Annotated in this window: 18 protein-coding genes and 1 pseudogene; 3 read left to right on the top strand and 16 right to left on the bottom strand. The window is 44.8% G+C overall.

All coding sequences use genetic code 11. The features are described 5' to 3' along the window. Positions 1–55: 55 nt before the first annotated feature. The gene (locus IGK14_RS01020; RefSeq protein ID WP_005226832.1) at positions 56–1,075 is read right to left on the bottom strand and encodes a LacI family DNA-binding transcriptional regulator; all 1,020 of its coding nucleotides are present in this window, start codon (positions 1,073–1,075) and stop codon (positions 56–58) included. A gap of 250 nt (positions 1,076–1,325) precedes the next feature. Then, positions 1,326–1,931 carry a class I SAM-dependent methyltransferase gene (locus IGK14_RS01015; RefSeq protein ID WP_010748606.1) on the bottom strand — a complete coding sequence of 202 codons (606 nt, stop codon included), beginning with the start codon at positions 1,929–1,931 and terminating at the stop codon, positions 1,326–1,328. A gap of 336 nt (positions 1,932–2,267) precedes the next feature. On the opposite strand from IGK14_RS01015, the gene coaA reads away from it, so the two are divergent. Both coaA and guaA read left to right on the top strand, forming a co-directional pair. Then, positions 2,268–3,191 carry a type I pantothenate kinase gene (gene coaA, locus IGK14_RS01010; RefSeq protein ID WP_005226828.1) on the top strand — a complete coding sequence of 308 codons (924 nt, stop codon included), beginning with the start codon at positions 2,268–2,270 and terminating at the stop codon, positions 3,189–3,191. 80 nt (positions 3,192–3,271) lie between these two features. After that, positions 3,272–4,837 (top strand): glutamine-hydrolyzing GMP synthase, encoded by a 1,566-nt coding sequence (gene guaA, locus IGK14_RS01005; protein ID WP_010748605.1) that lies wholly within the window; start codon positions 3,272–3,274, stop codon positions 4,835–4,837. Between the two features lie 265 nt (positions 4,838–5,102). Here the strand turns inward: guaA and IGK14_RS01000 are convergent, their stop codons facing one another. The 3 genes from IGK14_RS01000 to IGK14_RS00990 form a co-directional block, all read right to left on the bottom strand. After that, positions 5,103–5,912: a PTS system mannose/fructose/sorbose family transporter subunit IID gene (locus IGK14_RS01000; RefSeq protein ID WP_034695281.1), complete on the bottom strand. Its 810-nt coding sequence runs from the start codon at positions 5,910–5,912 to the stop codon at positions 5,103–5,105. Further along, positions 5,896–6,684 carry a PTS mannose/fructose/sorbose/N-acetylgalactosamine transporter subunit IIC gene (locus tag IGK14_RS00995; RefSeq protein ID WP_005226797.1) on the bottom strand — a complete coding sequence of 263 codons (789 nt, stop codon included), beginning with the start codon at positions 6,682–6,684 and terminating at the stop codon, positions 5,896–5,898. The genes IGK14_RS01000 and IGK14_RS00995 overlap by 17 nt, the downstream gene beginning before the upstream one ends. 140 nt (positions 6,685–6,824) lie before the next feature. Beyond that, positions 6,825–7,787: a PTS mannose/fructose/sorbose transporter subunit IIAB gene (locus IGK14_RS00990; RefSeq protein WP_010748603.1), complete on the bottom strand. Its 963-nt coding sequence runs from the start codon at positions 7,785–7,787 to the stop codon at positions 6,825–6,827. Positions 7,788–7,977: 190 nt separating this feature from the next. Between IGK14_RS00990 and IGK14_RS00985 the strand changes: the two genes are divergently transcribed. Continuing rightward, on the top strand, positions 7,978–8,685 hold the full coding sequence (locus IGK14_RS00985; protein WP_010748602.1) for a GntR family transcriptional regulator: 708 nt from the start codon (positions 7,978–7,980) through the stop codon (positions 8,683–8,685). A 24-nt stretch (positions 8,686–8,709) separates the two neighbouring features. Here the strand turns inward: IGK14_RS00985 and IGK14_RS00980 are convergent, their stop codons facing one another. The 11 genes and pseudogenes from IGK14_RS00980 to IGK14_RS00930 form a co-directional block, all read right to left on the bottom strand. Next, entirely contained in the window at positions 8,710–10,485 is a 1,776-nt protein-coding gene (locus IGK14_RS00980; RefSeq protein WP_010748601.1) for a glycoside hydrolase family 35 protein, read from the bottom strand. A 13-nt stretch (positions 10,486–10,498) separates the two neighbouring features. Then, the gene (locus tag IGK14_RS00975; RefSeq protein WP_010748600.1) at positions 10,499–11,662 is read right to left on the bottom strand and encodes a glycoside hydrolase family 88 protein; all 1,164 of its coding nucleotides are present in this window, start codon (positions 11,660–11,662) and stop codon (positions 10,499–10,501) included. A gap of 150 nt (positions 11,663–11,812) precedes the next feature. Beyond that, entirely contained in the window at positions 11,813–12,640 is an 828-nt protein-coding gene (locus tag IGK14_RS00970) for a DUF7402 domain-containing protein (RefSeq protein ID WP_010748599.1), read from the bottom strand. Beyond that, entirely contained in the window at positions 12,615–14,381 is a 1,767-nt protein-coding gene (locus tag IGK14_RS00965; protein ID WP_010748598.1) for a DUF2264 domain-containing protein, read from the bottom strand. Before IGK14_RS00965 ends, IGK14_RS00970 begins: the two co-directional genes overlap by 26 nt. A 417-nt stretch (positions 14,382–14,798) precedes the next feature. Continuing rightward, positions 14,799–15,008: pseudogene (locus IGK14_RS00960) on the bottom strand (tagatose-bisphosphate aldolase); the annotation flags it as partial. Beyond that, positions 14,935–15,345, bottom strand: coding sequence for a PTS sugar transporter subunit IIA (locus IGK14_RS00955; protein WP_010748597.1), 411 nt, complete (start codon positions 15,343–15,345; stop codon positions 14,935–14,937). The pseudogene IGK14_RS00960 and the gene IGK14_RS00955, both read right to left, overlap by 74 nt. Before the next feature lie 647 nt (positions 15,346–15,992). Next, positions 15,993–16,589, bottom strand: a complete 597-nt coding sequence (locus IGK14_RS00950; RefSeq protein WP_010748596.1) for an alpha/beta hydrolase — start codon at positions 16,587–16,589, stop codon at positions 15,993–15,995. A gap of 13 nt (positions 16,590–16,602) precedes the next feature. Continuing rightward, a complete protein-coding gene (locus IGK14_RS00945; protein WP_008376465.1) occupies positions 16,603–17,211 on the bottom strand; it encodes a flavin reductase family protein in 609 nt (202 codons plus the stop codon). A gap of 17 nt (positions 17,212–17,228) precedes the next feature. Further along, the gene (locus IGK14_RS00940; protein WP_010748595.1) at positions 17,229–18,122 is read right to left on the bottom strand and encodes a VOC family protein; all 894 of its coding nucleotides are present in this window, start codon (positions 18,120–18,122) and stop codon (positions 17,229–17,231) included. Between the two features lie 13 nt (positions 18,123–18,135). Next, positions 18,136–19,098 (bottom strand): ring-cleaving dioxygenase, encoded by a 963-nt coding sequence (locus tag IGK14_RS00935; RefSeq protein WP_010748594.1) that lies wholly within the window; start codon positions 19,096–19,098, stop codon positions 18,136–18,138. A 10-nt stretch (positions 19,099–19,108) separates the two neighbouring features. Then, positions 19,109–19,537 (bottom strand): MarR family winged helix-turn-helix transcriptional regulator, encoded by a 429-nt coding sequence (locus IGK14_RS00930; protein WP_010748593.1) that lies wholly within the window; start codon positions 19,535–19,537, stop codon positions 19,109–19,111. Between the last annotated feature and the right edge of the window lie 129 nt (positions 19,538–19,666).

Here is a 19,666-nt window from a genome sequence, read left to right as displayed (position 1 = left end):
AGTTTACTAAATATCGCAAAACTATGAAAACACTTACAAGAAGAAATATACCGCATTATTTCTCGCTTGTCAATGTCTTCACGCTCTCACGAATAATTAATTTTGTATCAAAAATCTTATTTGGAATTCGCCGTGTCGGAAACTCAATGGCGTCCACTAAAAACTTCGCTGCGGTAAACCCGATCTCAAAAGTCGGCTGCATGACCGTGGTAAGCGGTGGTGTGATGTATTCCGATAATTTCAAGGCATCAAAGCCGATCACCGAGTAGTCTTCTGGTACTTTTTTGCCCGCCTCATAAATCGCTTGATAACAGCCGATCGCCATGGCATCGTTGCCACAGAAGAACGCTGTGATCTCTTTATACTTCAATAATTCCTTCGTTGCTTCGTACCCGCCGGTAACCGTTAATTCAGCATTTTCTACATATCGGCCTTTAAAAGGGATCTGATGATCCTTTAAGGCATGGCGATAGCCATTGAACCGTTCCTCTAATTGATAGTAGCCGGTGATTTCTTTGAGCATCGCAATGTTGCGGTGACCATTTTTGATCAAATAGCTAACAGCTTGGTAGGCGCCTTCGTATTCTTTCACGATCAAACGACCATTGTCCCGCTGATTGATCCCACGATCAACTAAAATAATTGGTCGGTCATCAAAGAACCCGCTCTTCAAGGAATAATCCTCTGGCAGCAAATGCGGCGTCGCTAATAAGATGCCATCTACCGAACGATGAGACAGTTCATTCAAATATTGAACCTCTTTTTCTTGGCTGTGGCGCGAATTGCATAACACTAGCATGTAACCTAGTGGATTGAAATAACTTTCCGCCCCTTCAATGACTTTAGAGAAAAAGAAATCCGTCACATCAGGCACGATCATTCCGATCGTTTTTGAATGGCGGTTGATAAGATTCGAAGCAAAAAAATCCGGCTTATAGTGATATTTATTTACGATATCTAAGACCCGCTTTCGGGTTTCTTCACTAAAACGGCTGCCTTTATTGTTTAGGATCTGCGACACGGTCGTGACAGAGACGCCAGCCATTTCAGCAATCTGTTTAATCGTCAATTTCATCTGCTTCTCTCCTCTCTTGCCTAAAGTGTAGCAAATTTTTCTCAAAAAAAATAGCACACTTTCAACAAGTGTGCGACTTTCTTTTTCGTTGATCAAAAATGGCCCGATGATACAGACAGCTCTTTTAGCGGAGCTGCGATTGCTCCAAAGACTGATGACAACAGGCTTTTTGAGAAACCAACTGGTCCAGTTGCCGCTAACCAGCGCTTGTCTTGGCGATGCCTTTGATCTGTTGAGAATCAAAGAGCAGCTACGCTTCTTTTACGCTTTGAATGATGTAATAGCCTTTGTCTTTTTTGATGATTTCGGCATTGCCAAAGGTCTCTTGCATTTTCTTTTGAGCACTCGGCGCCCCTTGTTTCTTTTGGATCACGATCGTTAAAGTCCCGCCTACTTTAAGCAAAGGAAACGCCCCCGTCAAAATCTCATGAACGACTTCTTTTCCTGCCCGAATCGGCGGATTGCTGAGGATCGCCGCATAAGCAGGTTGATTTAATTGGGCATAGATATTGGATTGATGGATATCTACCTGTTCAATGCCGTTACGCTGGGCATTGCCTTTTGCCAAATCCACTGCCCGCTGATTGATATCGATCATCTCGACAGGTCGTTGACTCGCATAAGCCAACGCTAAGCCAACAGGTCCATAGCCGCACCCAACGTCCAGCAGACTTCCTTCTGGCAGCTCCCCCCACTCAAACGCATCGATCAGCACCCGCGAGCCATAGTCCACCGTGTCACGGGAAAACACCCCGCTATCTGTCACAAAATGAAAGTTCTTTCCTCTTAATTCAAACGACCACTGCTCAAAATCATGGGCCGTATCAGGATTTTCTGTATAGTAATGATTACTCATGGTTATGCTCCTTTCTTCTATTTCCTCTTCGCTTGTTTTTTCTACTGGTTTCTACTAGTTTTTCCTTGTTTCTTCTATTCGAACAAGTGAACATAGTGAAATCACCAGTAAAAAAGCCCTGCAAGATTTGTCTGCTGCTTCTTTCTAATCATACCGAAAAACAGCCAGAAGTAAACGCCCAGCAAAAAAAACAACGAAAAAACAGTTTTTTGTTGTTTCTGCAAAGGAAATCATGTCTTTTTTCCAAGTTCCGCAAGTTTCTATGGTAAAATACTTTCGAACAGTGGCCTATCGCTTCTAATAGAAACCGATGATGCCGCAAAAAAGGAGCCTACTATGCAAGAAACCATGAATTTTTATCAAATTCCTCGTGAGCAATGGCAAGGGTTTTATACGAACGGCATGATGCCTTTCACTCAAGAAGAATTGGATAATATCAAAAGTTTGAACGACCGGATCTCGGTTCAAGATGTGGAAGATGTTTACGTGCCTTTGTGCCATCTGATCCATCTTTATATGAAAGAATTTGAATCATTGACCCTCAGCAAGGGACTCTTTTTACACCGCTACGTCAAAATGCCGCCTTTTATCATCGGCATCGCTGGAAGTGTCGCCGTCGGCAAAAGCACCACCGCACGGCTCGTCCAAAATTTGTTGGCCCGTTTGTTTCCCCGTAGAACCGTCCAACTGATCACCACTGACGGCTTTTTGTACCCGAACGAAGTCTTGGAAGAACGCGGCAGCTTGAATCGCAAAGGATTTCCAGAAAGTTATGACATGGAAGCCTTGATCAACTTTTTGAATGCGGTCAAATCAGGAGAACCAGACATTCAGATCCCCGTCTACTCCCATGAAGTCTACAATATTATTCCTGATACGTATGAAACGATCAGTCAACCAGATATCTTGATCGTGGAAGGCATCAATACCCTACAACTGCCTGCCAACCAACAAATCTATATCAGCGACTTTTTTGATTTTTCAATTTTCGTGGATGCCCAACCAGCACTGATCGAAAAATGGTATTTGGAACGATTTGAATCATTACTAGACACTGCCTTTCAAGATCCCAGCAATTATTATTACCAATATGCGATCGGGGATCGCAAGGAAGCGATTAAAATGGCAAAAGAAGTATGGAAAAATGTGAATTTAAAGAATTTACACGAGTATATCTTGCCTACACGCAGCAGAGCCGATATAATTCTTCATAAAACAAAGCACCATTTGATCGATGAAGTGTTCTTGCGCAAGTATTGACCGCTTCATTTTTATGATTATGCTGTTGAAAAGGCCCAGCCTTTTTTCAATAAAAACTAAAAGAATTGAGGTAATTTATTGTGACAAACGTTGACACTTTGCCAAACGTCGAAAAAATTATCGTACTTGATTACGGTAGTCAGTACAACCAGCTGATTACACGCCGTATTCGTGAGTTCGGTGTTTTCTCAGAATTATTGAGCCACCGCATTACCGCTGAAGAAGTAAAAGCGATGAACCCAAAAGGGATCATCTTATCTGGCGGACCAAACAGCGTCTACGACGAGAACTCTTTCGGCATCGACGAGAAAATTTTTGAGTTAGGCATCCCAGTTTTAGGGATCTGTTACGGCATGCAGTTGATTACTTATAAATTAGGCGGAAAAGTTGAACCTGCCAAAAACCGTGAATACGGCAAAGCAGAATTGGAAGTCACTTCTGATGCAGCGGCCCTTTTCCAAAACACGCCCGCAACCCAAACCGTGTGGATGAGCCACGGAGACTTGGTCACTCAAGCACCTGCAGGATTTGATGTCGTGGCAACGAGCAAAGATTGCCCGATCGCTTCTATCCAAGATGCCGAGCGCAAAATGTACGGTATCCAATTCCACGCAGAAGTTCGCCATTCAGAATACGGCAACGACTTATTGCGTCACTTTGCCATTGACGTTTGTCAATGTACGGGTGATTGGACAATGGACAACTTCATCGATATGGAAATCGCAAAAATCCGCGAACAAGTGGGCGACAAAAAAGTCTTGCTTGGTCTTTCAGGCGGGGTCGATTCTTCTGTCGTTGGTGTTCTTTTACAAAAAGCGATCGGCGATCAACTGACTTGTATTTTTGTTGACCACGGCCTCTTGCGTAAAGGCGAAGCCGAGCAAGTAATGGAAAGCTTAGGCGGCAAATTCGGCTTGAACATCATCAAAGTTAATGCCAAAGAACGTTTCCTATCAAAACTTGCTGGGGTTTCTGATCCTGAAGAAAAACGCAAGATCATCGGAAATGAATTCGTGTACGTCTTCGATGATGAAGCAACCAAACTAGCTGGCGAAGAAGGCGTTTCTTTCCTTGCCCAAGGAACCCTTTATACCGACGTCATCGAATCAGGAACCGAAACTGCGCAAACCATCAAATCTCACCACAATGTGGGTGGTTTACCTGAAGACATGCAATTCAAATTGATCGAACCATTGAACACCTTGTTCAAAGACGAAGTCCGTGAATTAGGGACTCAACTTGGCATGCCAGACAGCATCGTATGGCGCCAACCATTCCCTGGACCAGGTCTAGGCATTCGTGTCCTTGGCGAATTGACAGAAGAAAAACTAACGATCGTCCGCGACTCGGACGCAATCTTGCGGGAAGAAATCGCAAATGCCGGCTTAGACCGCGACATTTGGCAGTACTTCACCGTCTTACCAGGCATCCGCTCCGTCGGTGTCATGGGTGATGGCCGGACCTACGATTATACCGTCGGCATCCGTGCAGTCACTTCAATCGATGGCATGACCGCTGACTTTGCCCGCATCCCATGGGAAGTCCTACAAAAAATCAGCGTCCGCATCGTCAACGAAGTCGCACACGTCAATCGGATCGTGTACGATATTACGAGCAAACCACCTGCTACTGTGGAGTGGGAATAATCTTCAAAAAGACAGAAACCCTCTGTATCAAGGGTTTCTGTCTTTTTTTATTTTGATTCTTTCCAACAGATATTCAATACACATCAAAATATTAGTAGACGAGCAAAAAGGGAATGACCAATTTTATTTTTTTCTATGTTTCCAATTGAACTAAATTCTTTACGAGTAAAAACGGGCAAATTATTTTATAAAAAAGAGTGCGGAAAAATATTCCACACTCTTTTTCTATTTACATATTCTTATCTATCAGTTGTTACTGATAATCTTAACCCAAAATACCAAACGCACTCAAAACGATCGACAAGATCAAGATGATCCAAATTACTCGAGTGGAATTTAGTTTCTTTTGGCCTAGCATCCAGTAGGTCAGCAAGACGAGCAAGATAGGTACAAGGGATGGCAAGATGGCATCCAACGTGTCTTGGATCACTAATTCGACGCCGTCTTTTTTATAGACAAAAGGAACAGTTGCTTTGACCACAGAGGGAATCAAGGCACCAATCACTGTGACCCCTAAAACGGTTGCGGCATTGGTGAAGGCAGATAATTTGTCTTTCAAGGTCGTCACTAATTTGACCCCTTGTTTGTAACCTAGAGGTAGCAACGCTGCCCGACCGAAAAGTAACGCGATGTTGGCGATGATCCAGATGACACAGCCAACGACGGAACCATTTTGCGCCAATGTGCCAGCAACAGAGCCAAAGATCGTTCCCCAAATCACGTGGAACAAGGAGTCACCGACACCGGCCAAGGAACCCATCAAGGCCGTTTTCAAGGCGATGATCGTTTCTTTGGCTTTGTGTCCATCTTGTTCTTCAATCGCGACATCAATCCCCATGATCAAGTTCCCAAAGATCGCATTGGTATTGAAAAATTGATTGTGGGTCCGCAGCATATCTTGCAGCTGAGCTTCATCGTGGCCATAGAATTTTTTCAAGACGGGCAGGATGCCGTAAAGGTAGCCTGAACTCATCATTCGCTCATAGTTCCAGTTTAATTGGCTTGCCAAAATATAGCGCCAGCTAATGGTATTCAACTCTTTTTTTGTCAGTTTTTGATCACTCATCGCCATCATATCCTCCTTCAAAATCTCCAGCAGCTGCCGTTGCAACGGTGCCTTTTTCGCTATCTCGTTTAAAGACTAACATTGCTGCTACGAGCCCAATGATGGAAACGCCGAGCATTGGGACTTGCAGATACGCAGCTAAAAAGAAGCCTAATAACAAATAAGGAATATAGTGCTTTGTTGGCAAGTAGCGCAATAAGATCGCTACCCCGACGACTGGCAAGACGCCACCAGCGGTTTTTAGTCCAGTCATCAGCCATTCTGGCGTGTTATCGGTAATCGTCGTAACGACTGCATCTCCAGCTAAAAGCATCAATAAAATCGGAATCGCCCGTGACAATCCCCATAAGAAAGAACCCGATAAAACTAACCGTGGGATTCGTTTGACTTGCATGTTGTCGATGGCTCTATCGATTCGGTGTAGTAGAAATACGTTACAAAAACGAGCCACGACGTCCAGTTGCAGCATCAGTAAGGACACTGGAACTGCTAAGCCGATGCCGTATTCCGCGCCGTTTCCTGAGATCACGGCAAACGCCGTTCCCAGTACTGCGCCGGTAAAATAATCTGGGACGGATGCACCACCAAATGCGGCGATCCCTAAACGCATCAACTGCAAGGTACCGCCGACCATCAAACCGGTCTTCAAGTCCCCCATGATCATTCCAGAAATCATTCCGGCGATCGCTGGTTGGGTCAACGTATTGGAAATAAGTGAATCATTAATAGCAATAAAAGCATAAACAGTAATAAGAATGATTTGATACGCTGCTAAATGCATGAATTTTCCTCCTAATTGTATGAACGAGTCTTAACTGACTGGTTATCGATCGTTGTGTCGCCTCAGATAAATCGTGAAAAACACTCGTTTTTTGACAAATCTTCCGCTACATATTCTCCTCGATCGAAGCGCTGCCTGATTTATCCTCGTAATTTCTTCATAAAGTCGATCGATGGTTCATTGGGTACAAGCTGTGCCGTGACGGTGATTCCTTTTGCGGCGATCGCTTCAAAGATCGGCTCTTCTTCTGGCAGCACTTGAATGCTTTTGGTCACTTCCCGTGCGCCTTCTTTGTAGCTCATGTTGCCGACGTTGATCGCTTTGATCGGTCCATCTGCTTCAATATAACGCAAAACATCTTGGGGATTTTTGAAAAGTAAAAACAACCGTTGCTTGCCGTAACGACCAGCGCGAATATTCTTGGCTGCAGTTGCCACTGGAAGGACGGAAAGTCGCATCGAAGTTGGCGCTGCCATTCGTAAAGAAGATTTTTGTAATGGGTCTGCGGCGGCTTCATCATTGGCCACGATGATCCGTTGCGTGTTTAAACTGGTGGACCAGATACCGGCGACTTGTCCGTGGATCAAGCGCTCATCGATCCGACTATTGACGATATTTTCTTGCCCAGCATACGCACTGTAATCCCCTAATTCCTCTTGCTTTTCTTCTAAAATTTCTTGTTCTGCCTGGTTCATCCCTGCTTTGACATCAACGATGTTTTCTTTGGCTAAGCAAAGCAGCTCGTTGATCGTCGCTCGTTGATTGACGACTGCCTCGATCACTACGGACAATGTCATTCCAGCGAAAATCGCCACTTCGTCATCCTCTAAATAATTCTTGACTGCAACGTTGCACGGGGTCCCTCCTAATAGATCCGCAATAATCAATGTTGAACCGTTAAGGGCTTTCATTTTCTCGTTCAATTCTTTTTCAAACTGCAGATTGTCACTATCTGGTCGTAATGAAACGGTGTGAACGTTTGCTTGCTGGCCTACGATCATCTCCAGACTGCTTTTGACCCCTTCTGCCATGCCTCCATGACTGATCAATACAATGTTTTCCACTAATTTCCCTCCTACTCCGTAGGTCGCCCTACTTAACATGTTATGTTCCTTGTAAGCATACTATACCACATGGCAAGCCATCCGTAAACCTAATATCTTAACATATTGAATTTTATTTTTTAGGCCTGTACAGACTGGAAAACAACATATTTTCTACAATAATTAAGTGGCAGGAAAGGATTTAACATGTTATGCTTGATGTATTCATATGGAATGGAGGGAAACCACTGTGTTGCCAAAGTATGAGCAGATCAAGCAAGATCTTTTACAAGAAATCAAAGACCATAAATTCATTCCCGGCGATAAGTTTTATTCAGAGGCGGATATCAAGCGAAGGTATTCTGTTAGTTCGATCACGGCAGTCAAAGCATTGAATGAATTGACGAGTGCTGGCTATCTGTATCGCATCCAAGGCAAAGGGACCTTTGTTTCAAAAGCAAAAGTATCTCAAAGTGTGAAGTTTTCCGACATCGAGCTGCATTCACTGGACCAAGAAAAGGTCAAGGTCCTTGCGGTGGAAGAAGGAAATGACCCCGAGATTTTGAAAGAATTAGGGTTGGCTGCCAGTGCTTCCTACTACCGAATCAAACGAGTCCGCTATTTTGGCGATGTTCCTTTCTTGGTTCACATCACTCATCTGCCGAAGAAACTGATGAAAGAACCGATCGCCAAAAACCTCAACCGGTATGCCAGTGTTTATGAGCGGGTCCGGAAAGACTTTGCGATCGACCTTTTCTCATTGGCTTCTGTTGAAACCAATGAAATCGTCTTTCCTGATGATGCTGAATTGTTGAACTTATTGCAACTGAGCTTCCGAGAGCCTGCGGTTAAACAAGTCAAGCACTCCTATTTAGCAGATGGAAGTGTCGCTGAATACATCGTCAGCTACAAGCATTGGAAATATTTCAAAACAAAAATAGAAGTAGAGCCCGCGTAAATTTGGGTCTCTACTTCTATTTTTTTATTCCACGACAGGTTGATCACAGAAAACGAGTTCCTTGATCTCCACGCCATCGGTTTCAAATACCACGACTTCGTTGCTGCCTTTTTTCAAAAATTCTTTCGGACAGTATAAGGAATGCACGGGGCCACGTTGCCAATAGCGACCAAGATTGATGCCGTTGACGATAACGACGCCTTTGCCATACCCACGGCAATCGATGAACGTATCTCCTACCTCTATCAGCGTGAAGGTCGTTTGATAAAAGGAGGGGTGTGTCGGATTTTTTCCTGCTTGATAATCGATGGCTTGTAGCTGCTCTGCGGAAAGCGTCAATGGGTAATGACGATAGCCTTGGTGGAAATGAATATCTTGCATGATGCCCCCACGGATGCCTTTGGCTTGCGTAGGCCCATTCAATTTAAACCCGTAATTCACGCGCCCTAAGTTTTCCACTAAGACATCTAGCTCAATGGTTTCTTTATCTGGTGCCCCTTGGATCAACAGCTCCTCGCCTAGCGTCTCTTGGTATTGGATCGCCTGTAATTGGCCGTCGGTAAAAATATGCAACCGATCGCTAGCTTCTACCACTTTTAGTTTGTTTTCTCGATGATAGTTTTTTAACTGAACCGAATAGAGCAAATAGCCGTAGCCTGTGCTGGCAGCTTCCATTGTTAGTGGATACATGTTTTCTTGCGGTGCCATCAGCTGATCTTTGATGGCCAGTAACGAGACACTGTTTTCGATGGGAAAGGTTCCTAATGCCGCTAATTGCTTGGTCCGTGGTTTGGCTTGCCACACTTCGGGACAGGCTTCTTTTATGGCTTTTTGTACCTGATAGTATTTGTCGGTAGGTTCTCCTGCTTCTGTCAGTAAAGCATCGTAATCATAGCTGGACACTTGTGGTAGATCCAGCGCCCCCCGAGCGGAACAGCCATTGGAAAAGCCAAAGTTCGTGCCTCCATGGAACATGTAAAGATTCAAGGAACCGACTGCTAACATCTCTTTGACTTCATTGGCTAAGTCTTGACCGTCTCGCTTGATGATCGGCTCGCCCCAGCGGTTGAACCAGCCATCCCAATATTCCATGCACATGATGGGCCAATTTTTGCCATGTTTTGCCATAAACTCTTTCATCACAGCCGCATTTTCTTTGGAACGACTGCCGAAATTGCCTGTGACAAAGACGTCGTCTTCAATCAATGTCCCAGCGTCCAAGACTTCTTCCCATGCCCCATCTGAAGTAAACAAGGGTACATCGATGCCGCATTCTTCCATCAACTCCTTGGTCTGACGCAAATACGCTTTTTCCATTCCATAAGAGCCGTACTCATTTTCCACCTGCATCATGATCACTGGTCCCCCATGGGTGATCTGCAACGGCACAAGCTTTGGCAGCAAGACCTGGAAATAGTTACGTACCTTTGCCATGAAGCGTGGGTCGGTTGAGCGCAACCGCATCGGTTCGTTTAACAGCCAAGCTGGCAGCCCGCCAAATTCCCATTCAGCACAAATGTAGACGGAAGGCCGCAAAATGACCATCAAGCCTAGCGCTTGGGCTTGCTTTACAAAAGCACAGATGTCTTTCATTCCTTCAAAGTCGTAGACTCCTTCACGAGGTTCGTGGAGATTCCAAGGAATGTAGGTCTCAACTGTGTTGGCTCCCAGTGCTTTTAGATTGTAGAGGCTATCTGTCCATTGCGCCGGTGTCATGCGGAAATAATGGATCGCTCCGCTGATCAATTTGATTGGTTTTCCATCTAACAAAAAATCTTCTTTTATCTCAAACGTTCGCATGTCGTCTTCCCCTTTACCAGTATCTTCGCCAATTAGGCAATGCCAATCGGATCAATGCTTCTAAATAGAAATAATCACCCCAAAGATTGGGTTCATCGATGCCTTTGCCTTCCGCATGAGCATACACACCATGCAGCAATAAGCCCTCATTTTCTGGCACTTGGCTCGCTGCATACTGCTCGCCTAATTGGTAAAGCATCCCTTTAGCGATTTTTTGGGCATCAGGATATGCCTCCATTTTCTCTGCTTCCAACAAGCCACAAGCCGCGATCGCTAAAGCTGAGCTGTCTTTTTCAGCAGGATGTTGGTCGTTAAAATCAAAGTCCCAATACGGCACGAGATCTGCGGGGAAATGAGCCAAAAACACCTCCACGATCTGCGGATAATTTTCTGGAAAAGGCTGGCTATGCAAGTAGCTTTCATTCAAAGGAAGCCCTAAAATCGCCCAGCTTTGCCCTCGTGCCCAAATCGATTGGTCGCTGTTTCCTTGATGCGTCGCACCGTGACTTGGCTGCCCCGTTTCAGGATCGAAATAATACGTATGAAAGGTGGTGGCGTCATTTTTGATGACAGTCTTTCGCACTGTCTGATAATGCTTACTCGCGGCCTCTGCGTAACGAGTCTCTCCCGATAATTGGGTTGCTGCAAATAAAAGCGGCAAGTTCAGTAGCGAATCAATAATCAAGCGGTATTCTTGTGGGTCGCCATAAGTGCCCCAAGCTTGAATAAATTCCCCCTTTTCTTGAAAACGTGCCAACAAAACATCTGCTGCTTGAATGACTTCTTGCTTGCAGTGTTCATCGCCAGTGATCTTGTAGCCCGCACCGGCAGATAAGCTATATAAAAATCCAATATCATGATGATCTAATACAAAATGGTCGTCTAAGCGCGTTTGAAAACTGTCGATATTCTCCATTGCTCGAGTCAAAAAGTTCTTCTCTTTGGTCCACTCATAGGCGAGCCACAACATCCCCGTCCAAAAGCCATTGGTCCAATCATCGTTGCCTTTCAGCCGATATTTGCCATTGGTGGCACAGGCTGAAGGAAACTGTGTGCCAAAGCGCTGACTATTTTTTTCGATCTGTTGGATGCACGCGGTGATTTTATCCGCTAACCACACATCGGTCACTTTTTCTCCTAACAGGATCAAGCGTTGTTTGTTCTCTTGCAGACGCATGTTTACCCTCCTCTTAACTTGTTAACATATTAACTGAAATCATTATAACGTAAACGAACAAAAAAAGCGACCTTCCTTCATTGATTCCTAAAAAAAGAGCATGACAACTGCCCACAAATGCAGACCTGTCATGCTCTTGTCCTCTTTTTTTTAACAGTTCCAACCAAATACTTCGATTTGTGTAAGAGCTGGAAATGGGGAATCATCCTCTGCTTTTTGCAGCTCTTTATAGGTTAGCTTAGTCGTTTCTTTTTTCGGAAAACGAACTTCTTGAAATGACGCCGTATTTGTAGTTTCCACTACCAGCTCTTCTCCATCAGCAAAGACCAAGGTCCCTTTGGTCCAATAGCTATCATGAGGATAATCTGCCCGTAATAGGAAGCGAACCCGATCGATCAAGACAGGACGACCAAAATCAATGGTCAATGCAGCATCGGCTTGCTGATTGATGCCCCAAGAAGCAAACGGATACGAACCGTGGGATCGGTTGCCATATTTTCCATCGATCGCATTCTTGGCAAAAAAGACGGAATCATCTCGCGTCTCCACATTCGCTGAAGCATGAGGATACGCCCCTGTCGCTGACTTTTGATCATGGGCATTGAAAGATAAATTTTGATAATTCGTGATCTCAAACGCCTGGGCTTTGCGCACCATCAGGTGATGGCGCTGCGAGGCAAAGGCCGTTTCCACCGAGGACTTTCGATGAGATTCCGTCCAAGGGATCTGATATTCCCAAGTGGATTGGGAAAGATAGATCAGTGATGGTGCTAAGGTTTCATCAAGCTGAAGGACATAATACGGATTTTCCCCCGTCACCTCAACGACGATCTTATCCCCTTCCTCATAGGGATAGTTTTTAATGGCTAATACGGCCAAATCATCACCAGAAACTTGAAACGGCGCGGGTTCTTTTTCATGGTCGATGCGACCGACGATCACCTGATCCTGCTTATTTTTTATTGCTAGCGTAATCATTTGGATCGCTCCTTTCTTTTTCTACGATACCACCGACTAAACAAATCAAACGGTGCTTCCCTGGTGGAATATGTTGTGCTAAGTATGGAAAACTAGTTCTTGGAAAAAAGACGGAGGTATTGGCTTCTGGCTGAACAATACTGGCTTGTTGATAGCCTTCGATGTTGATGATTTGAGAACAAAAGCCTCCTTCACTGACTCGACTCCAGGTCGGTCCTATTTGGGCCTGAGGCAACCGTCCAGTCAGCGGTACACTAAACCCGCCCTCACGAAGGTCCAACGAAATCGTCGTCGTCAACTCGTGCACGCGCACATGCCACTGACCAAATGGATAAATCTCAGTTTCAATCACTACCTCCTCAAAGAGCGCCCATTGGTAAAAGACGCCTTTTTCCGTCACTCGATAATCCCTGACTGCGCCCTTCGTGCGAAAATAGCTGCCATCTCGAGCAATAGCTAATGTGCTATCGAAGGCGCCTTCGGCATACGTGACGCCGGCTTTCGGCACACTGAAACCAAGTTTGCTCGAATAGACAAATTTGCTGTATTTTGCTTGAGCATGGGCTTGCTGTTCAAGCATCAAGCCTGCAGGATACCCCAACAGATGATGGCTTTTTTCATTGTGCACCAGCAACATATTGCCTTTTTCAATCCGTTTTTGCGGCTCTCTTTTGATTGGCTCAGGTTCAGCCCGCCAAAAAGGATGCGTTTCTGCGACCGCTAAAAGCAAAAAGGTCTTCAGCCCCCAATAAGGCGAGCCTGGTGCATTATACCCTTCTGCCATCACATGATTTTCATAGTGGTACCCGATGGACAAGCGACCATCGAAAGTGAAAATCTCCTGTGCCATCCAATTGCGCAAGTGCTTCGCTAGTAGTCCTCGCACCTGTCCCCATGGGATCGCTTCGACATCTGCAAAAACCAGTGCCGAGAAAAACGCCCCTTGTGCAAACCGATAAGTCAAGCTGCGGCCATAGGGCAAGGCTTCGCCGTCTTCATCAAAATAATAGACGAAGTCTTGCGCAAATAGCGTGGCTCGCTCTTTAAAACGCTGCGCCCATTCTGGATCTTCGTCTTGCATAAATGTAGCGTAAATCAAGCCGTAATAATGAAACGCAAAAGGAATGTAGTAATCTCGCTGCGTCGTTTTCCCGTCTACGTACCAACCATCGCCAACGTACATGGAATCGATCAATGCCAACTCTTGGGACAATTCTTCTTTTGCCAACGGTTCCCCACAGTGAAACAAGGCAACGCGTATCAACACTTTGAAGAATGTCCAGTTGTTCTTAGGAATCTTGCACTCAAGTGCTTGGGAAAGCCAAGCCACTAGCTTTCGCTGGTTCTTCTGCGGCAACGCTGTCCAAAAAGCGTCCTTTTGCAACAATAGGGTCAATGACAATGCGGCTGTTTCCACGATGTATTGATCATAATCCGTGATCCTTCCCCAGTAAAATGCGTGTTCAGGATCTGTCCCCGCTATCACTTTTTCCACATAAGCTGCTCGTAACGGATCATCTGGGCAACCCCCCCAATAAGGCGCCAGCCCCCACAAAGGACGCACAAGCGCTTCCATCTCAGCCCGTGTTCGGTCATACACGGCCCCACTGCTACCTAGATTCAATCCTGAATAGTCATCTGCCAAGATCGCTGCTTGCAAAGGAGCGATCATGTCTTCCAATGCCCGCTGATAATCCAGACGCGTCAAAAACGGATTCTCTTTGATTGCCATTTGCTTCATACGCCATCTCCTTCTGTCAATTTACAGAACAGAATAGCAAGCCACGGCTTTTTTATCAAGCGATCTTCTACTGGCAATACTGCTGAAAAATGAGAAAAGATTTCGAGGGATTTTTGACTTAACCTGTTAACAAATCTTTTAGGATTGATTTTCTTCCCTTCTTTTTCTTTTAACTAGCAAAGTTAACTTAGTCTATATGAAAAAATTATGATAAATCATCCATAGTGCTCTGACTTTTTTTCATAATTTTTTGCTAACCCTTTTTTGTCTAGATGAGGGCAGCGTCCGTTATACTATCAACCTTTTTTCACTAGAAAAAGACACCCTAAAGCCTTAAGTCAGAAGCCTACCACTTCTTCTCAAAAGCCCTTAAGATGTCTGATTACTGGCCATTTCTCTTGTCAAACAGCGAAAAAACTATTCTTCGACCGTGACTTTGTCCCACCAAGAAGTGGCGGTCTTTTGGATCACTTCATTCAAGTCTTCGATGTGCTGTTTTCCAGTACTTGCTAGCCATTCTTTGGCTGCTTCTGTTCCTTGTTTTACAAAGGGTTCAACACCATCTTTCCACGTTGCCCGGCCGCACAAGACGCCATTGAAGGTGGAGCCAGCTTCTTTGGCAAAAACCCTCTGGATCAGTTGCCGTATATCTAGTCAACGAACCTTCCACTAGCATCAGTAGATTGCTGCCGCCGATGACCTCGACTTGCGGGTCCTCATTGGCAGCGGTCATCGCAACATTAAAAGGGGTTCCGCCCACAAGGTCTGCACAAATCACGACCCCATCACAGGTTTCCTTTAATTGATCGATAGCTCCTTGCAACTCTTTTTCAAAGCCAACTAACGGATTTTCCTCTAAAAACGGCACTGCTAGAAACTGTTCTTGCGGCCCTGCAATCATCGCAAGCGCATTTTCCATCCCTTGCGCAAATCCTCCATGACCTGTTAAAACCAAACCAAGCATCTTATGTCCTCCCTTTACTCTCAACTGGTAGTAACCACATATCCAATATAAACGCTTTCATTTTGTCTGTCAACAAAATTTTTGTTTTTATATAAAAATGTCTTTGTTATCTTTAAATACGCAAAATGGCGCCAAAACACTGATTATCAAACAAAAAACTAACTGAAAAAAGTATTGAAATCCATCAACAGAATGTTCATAACGTTATTTTAAACAAATAAACAAATTCGTTTTCGATTTCTGGTATCTAAAGAACCACAAGTCACTCACCATTCATCGATACAACAATCAACGTTGTTAAATAAAGGAACTATCAGAAAATTTTCTGTCTTAATAAAAAAACCAGTTAGGTATAATCCCTAACTGGTTTTGATCATCGCCAAACTCATTTTCCATTATGCGTTTTATTAAATTTTATTGCCATTTTTTTTAAGAATAATTCATGTTATTAACTTAAACAGGTTAGAGATAACATGCTGCCTTATAATCCTGAAACTTTAAGAATATAAAAACCACCCATACTAACAGATCTCATGTAAAGCGTATCTTGGTGGAGCCGATTTACTCTAGATACACTGTTTTCACGTGAAACAAAAAAACCTAACCAACCAGCAGGATCGCTGTTTGATTAGGAAAGAGGCACTGCTTTATTGTTCGGTCAACCACGTGCGCGAGTGTTCGACTTCTTCATACGTTAACTGATGACTTGGGGTCCAAACGGTTGAAAGGGCTGCGCCCCGGGAGGTGAAGATCTCTTGGACGTAAGCACTGTCAGCTAGGGAAACGATCGGGTCGTTTCTGCCAAAACTCAGAAACACATGAGTGTCAGGCAAGGAATTCGTTGGTAAATTCTCGACTGGATACATGGCGTGGTAGAGGATCGCTTTTTTGAAGTGGTCACTATCATTTAGTAATAAGCGAATGGCAATGTTGGCGCCATTGGAATAACCCACCAGTACCACTTGGGCTAATGAAAAGTTGTATTCTTTGGCGGCTTGCCGAATGAAATCGGCTAATTCGTCGCCGCGAAGTGCTAAGTCGGTTTCATCATACACCCCTTCAGCTAGACGTTTGAAGTAACGAGGCATGCCGTTTTCTAAAACGTTCCCGCGAATACCTAATAGTGATGCTTGGGGATCAAGGGCTTTGCCTACTTCCAGCAACGACTGTTCGTCGCCACCGGTGCCGTGGAGCAGCACCAAAACTGGTGCGTCAGCTGCTCCTTGTTGATAGATTGCTTTCATCGAAGTTCCTCCTTTAACTTGGTCGTTTGATATCGAAAATCTCCCCAATCGTTGCGTAAGAATTTCCCGCTAGCCGGCTGACTGCTTGTAAGGCACGGGGATCGATCTTGCCATCTTGATAGACATCCTCTGCAATCTGGTAGCCGACGACTTCCAACAATAAGAGATCGGCAGTGGTCTGCTGGTCTTTTTTGATGGGTACGTGCTGATGCAGAATCGTTTCTAGGCGTACACTGGCTTCGTTCAAGCCAGGAACGGCAATCGTTTTCGATGTCGTTGTGGTAAACCCAGAAACCGTCAACTCGCTTTGGTCTGCGGGCAATAATGCCGCGGTTTTATTGGCCTCTTGGACATTTGTTTGATCCAAAATATGCACGACGGCTTCTTTCGTCGCCAACAGATTGCGGGCGGTGTCTTTCAGTTCCCCCTCTTTGCGCTGGATAGCCAACGAGAGGATCACGGGTTCTGAGCTGACGATGTTAAAAAAACTGAATGGGGCGATGTTGACGATACCATCGGCTGATTGCGTACTGACCACTGCCACTGGCCGTGGAATGATGGAGCCAATCAGTAGCTTATAATTTTCTCGTTGGGTCAAATCCTTGGGATCTAAATAGTGCATACAGCGTCTCCTTTTTTCTAAACCGATAAGTCTGGCAAGCGATCCTCGATCTCTACACGGCGGCTTTCAAATTGGGCTGGCAGCATCAACTGCTGTCCTAACGTTTCTAATGGTTCATCAACTAAAAAGCCTGGGGTTTCTGTTGCGATCTCAAAGACGATGTTGCCCCGCTCTTGGAAATAGACGGCTTTGAAATAATTGCGGTCTTTGATTTCAGTGACTCCGTATCTTTGATCGTACAAGTACTCTTGCCACTCTTTTTGCACTGCTTCCGTTGGCACAGACCACGCGATGTGATGGACGGTGCCGACACCCCAGCGCCCTGCTGGCAGTGCTTCATGGGGCACGACGATCTCATGAGCGAGGGTGCCTGCGGTATGAAGATGGGTGCTTTTCTCTGTTTTGTTAAAAATGTTCAGTCCTAGATCATCTGCCAGCGTTTGAATGGTCGCTTCTGGTTGTGCCGAAAGCAAGACGGCCCCATGAAAGCCTACAATCGCTGGTGTTTCCGCCGATTCTTCGGCTTCGACTAGCGCCAAAGACAGGTCATGCTGATCATGAAGTTCTAAAGTTGGTCGATCAAACAATGTACTTTCTTGAACAGTTACTTGATGTTTCGCCAAATGTTCTTGCCAATAGGCACTGCTGCCTTTAGGAATACGAAAGGCGATCGTGCCGACTTGTCCGCTTCCTACTCGTCCAGGATGGGCATTTGCCCAAGGGAAGAAAGTGATGATGGTCCCATTTTCTAACGCTTGATTGCTGTAATAAAGATGATACGTGTAGGGATCATCAAAATTGACGGTTTGTTTGACGAGGCGCAACCCCAACACGTCACGGTAAAAGGCAACGTTCGTTTGAGGATCGCCTACGATGGCTGAAATATGGTGGATCTGTTGAATGGGTTGCATACTATGTGCCTCCTTAGGCGCGTTTTGTATTGAAGGGTTTGATGACTCCTTCGATGTATTCACGGCGATTTTCTAAAAATGGTGCCAATGATAAGGATTCACCCAATGTTTCATATGGCTCATCCCCCATAAACCCTGGTTCATCTGTCGCTAGTTCAAAAAGAATATGGCCGATGCGCACATACAACGATTCAAAATAGTAACGATCGACATAGCCAGAGTTGGCCAATCCCAAGTTATCAAAGACTTCTTGCCAGACTGCTAACGAATCGTGATGGGCTAAGCGAAAAGCCACATGATGCACTTCGCCGTCCCCTTGTTGTGCTTGTGGGCTCGTGGTGTCTTCCACTAAAACGATTTGGGCGCCATTGCCGCCTTCACCGACTTCTAGCAAATAGCGATTGTCTACTTGATCAATGGTTTTGAAATCAAAAACGGATTCCAGCAGCCCTTTGAAATCTGCCAAGTAAGATACAGACATTTCGACAGGACCTAAGCCATAAATCGCAAACTCAGTAGGAACGGGTCCTTTTTTCCAAGGGATACCAGCTTTCACGCCAGTATTGTGTTCATCAGAGATCAGTTGATAGGCTTGCGTATCAAAATCCCAAAAGTGCAACACTTTTTTCCCAAATTCGGTGGTGATTGCCTCGTGTTTTACCTCAAATTCATCAAAGCGTGCGGCATAATAATCAAGGGCTGCATCACTGGGTACTCGAAAACTGGTGCGGGTGATCGAATTGGTTCCTTTGCTACCACGAGCGGTATTGGGAAAATCAAAGAACGTCATGGTTGTTCCCGGTGTCCCTAAATCATCCGCAAAGTAAGTATGGTACGTATAGATGTCATCTTGATTGACTGTTTTTTTCACTAAACGCATCCCTAACACATCTGTAAAGAAATGGTAATTCCGTTCCACATCACTTGTCATAGCCGTCACATGGTGTACCCCTAATAATTGGTCTTGTTTTCTCATTTTCTTTTCCTCATTTCTGATCGTAAGTTATTTTTCGTAAAATTGTTTTTAATTGTTGCAATTCTTCACTGCTAAGTTCGGAAAAACTCGCCGCAATCTTTTGTGCATGACTGGGAAAAATTTTCTCCATCAACGCCCTGCCTGCTTCCGTAATACTGACGTATGTTACCCGTTGATCTTCTTGGCTAGGTTCCCGTTGCACGCAGCCTTTTTTGACTAATTGATCGACCACGTAGGTTGTGGAGCTGCTGGCGATCAAGATTTTTTCCTTGATGGCTTGCGTCGTATGGGTGCCTTTATGGTAAAGCAATTCCAGTACGGAAAACTCTGTAATATTTAAGCCATAACAACGAACATCTTTTTTTGCCACTTGTTCCAAACGACTCGCCGTACGCAGCAAACCGATGTACGCTTTGAGCGCTTCTTCTTGATGCGCCATTTTCCTCACCTCTTTATTTCGAATTCGAGATAATCATAACTTACTTTTTGTAAGTTGTAAAAAGATATGCTTTGGTTGTTTAAGAAAATCATTCAATGCTTATTTTTGTAGAGATAAAGAACGCTTAGA

It is taken from the genome of Enterococcus sp. DIV0970a (assembly GCF_051711265.1).
Lineage (GTDB): Bacteria > Bacillota > Bacilli > Lactobacillales > Enterococcaceae > Enterococcus_D > Enterococcus_D casseliflavus.
Note: the sequence above shows the minus strand (reverse complement) of the source record. Positions and strands in the feature narration are given on the sequence as shown.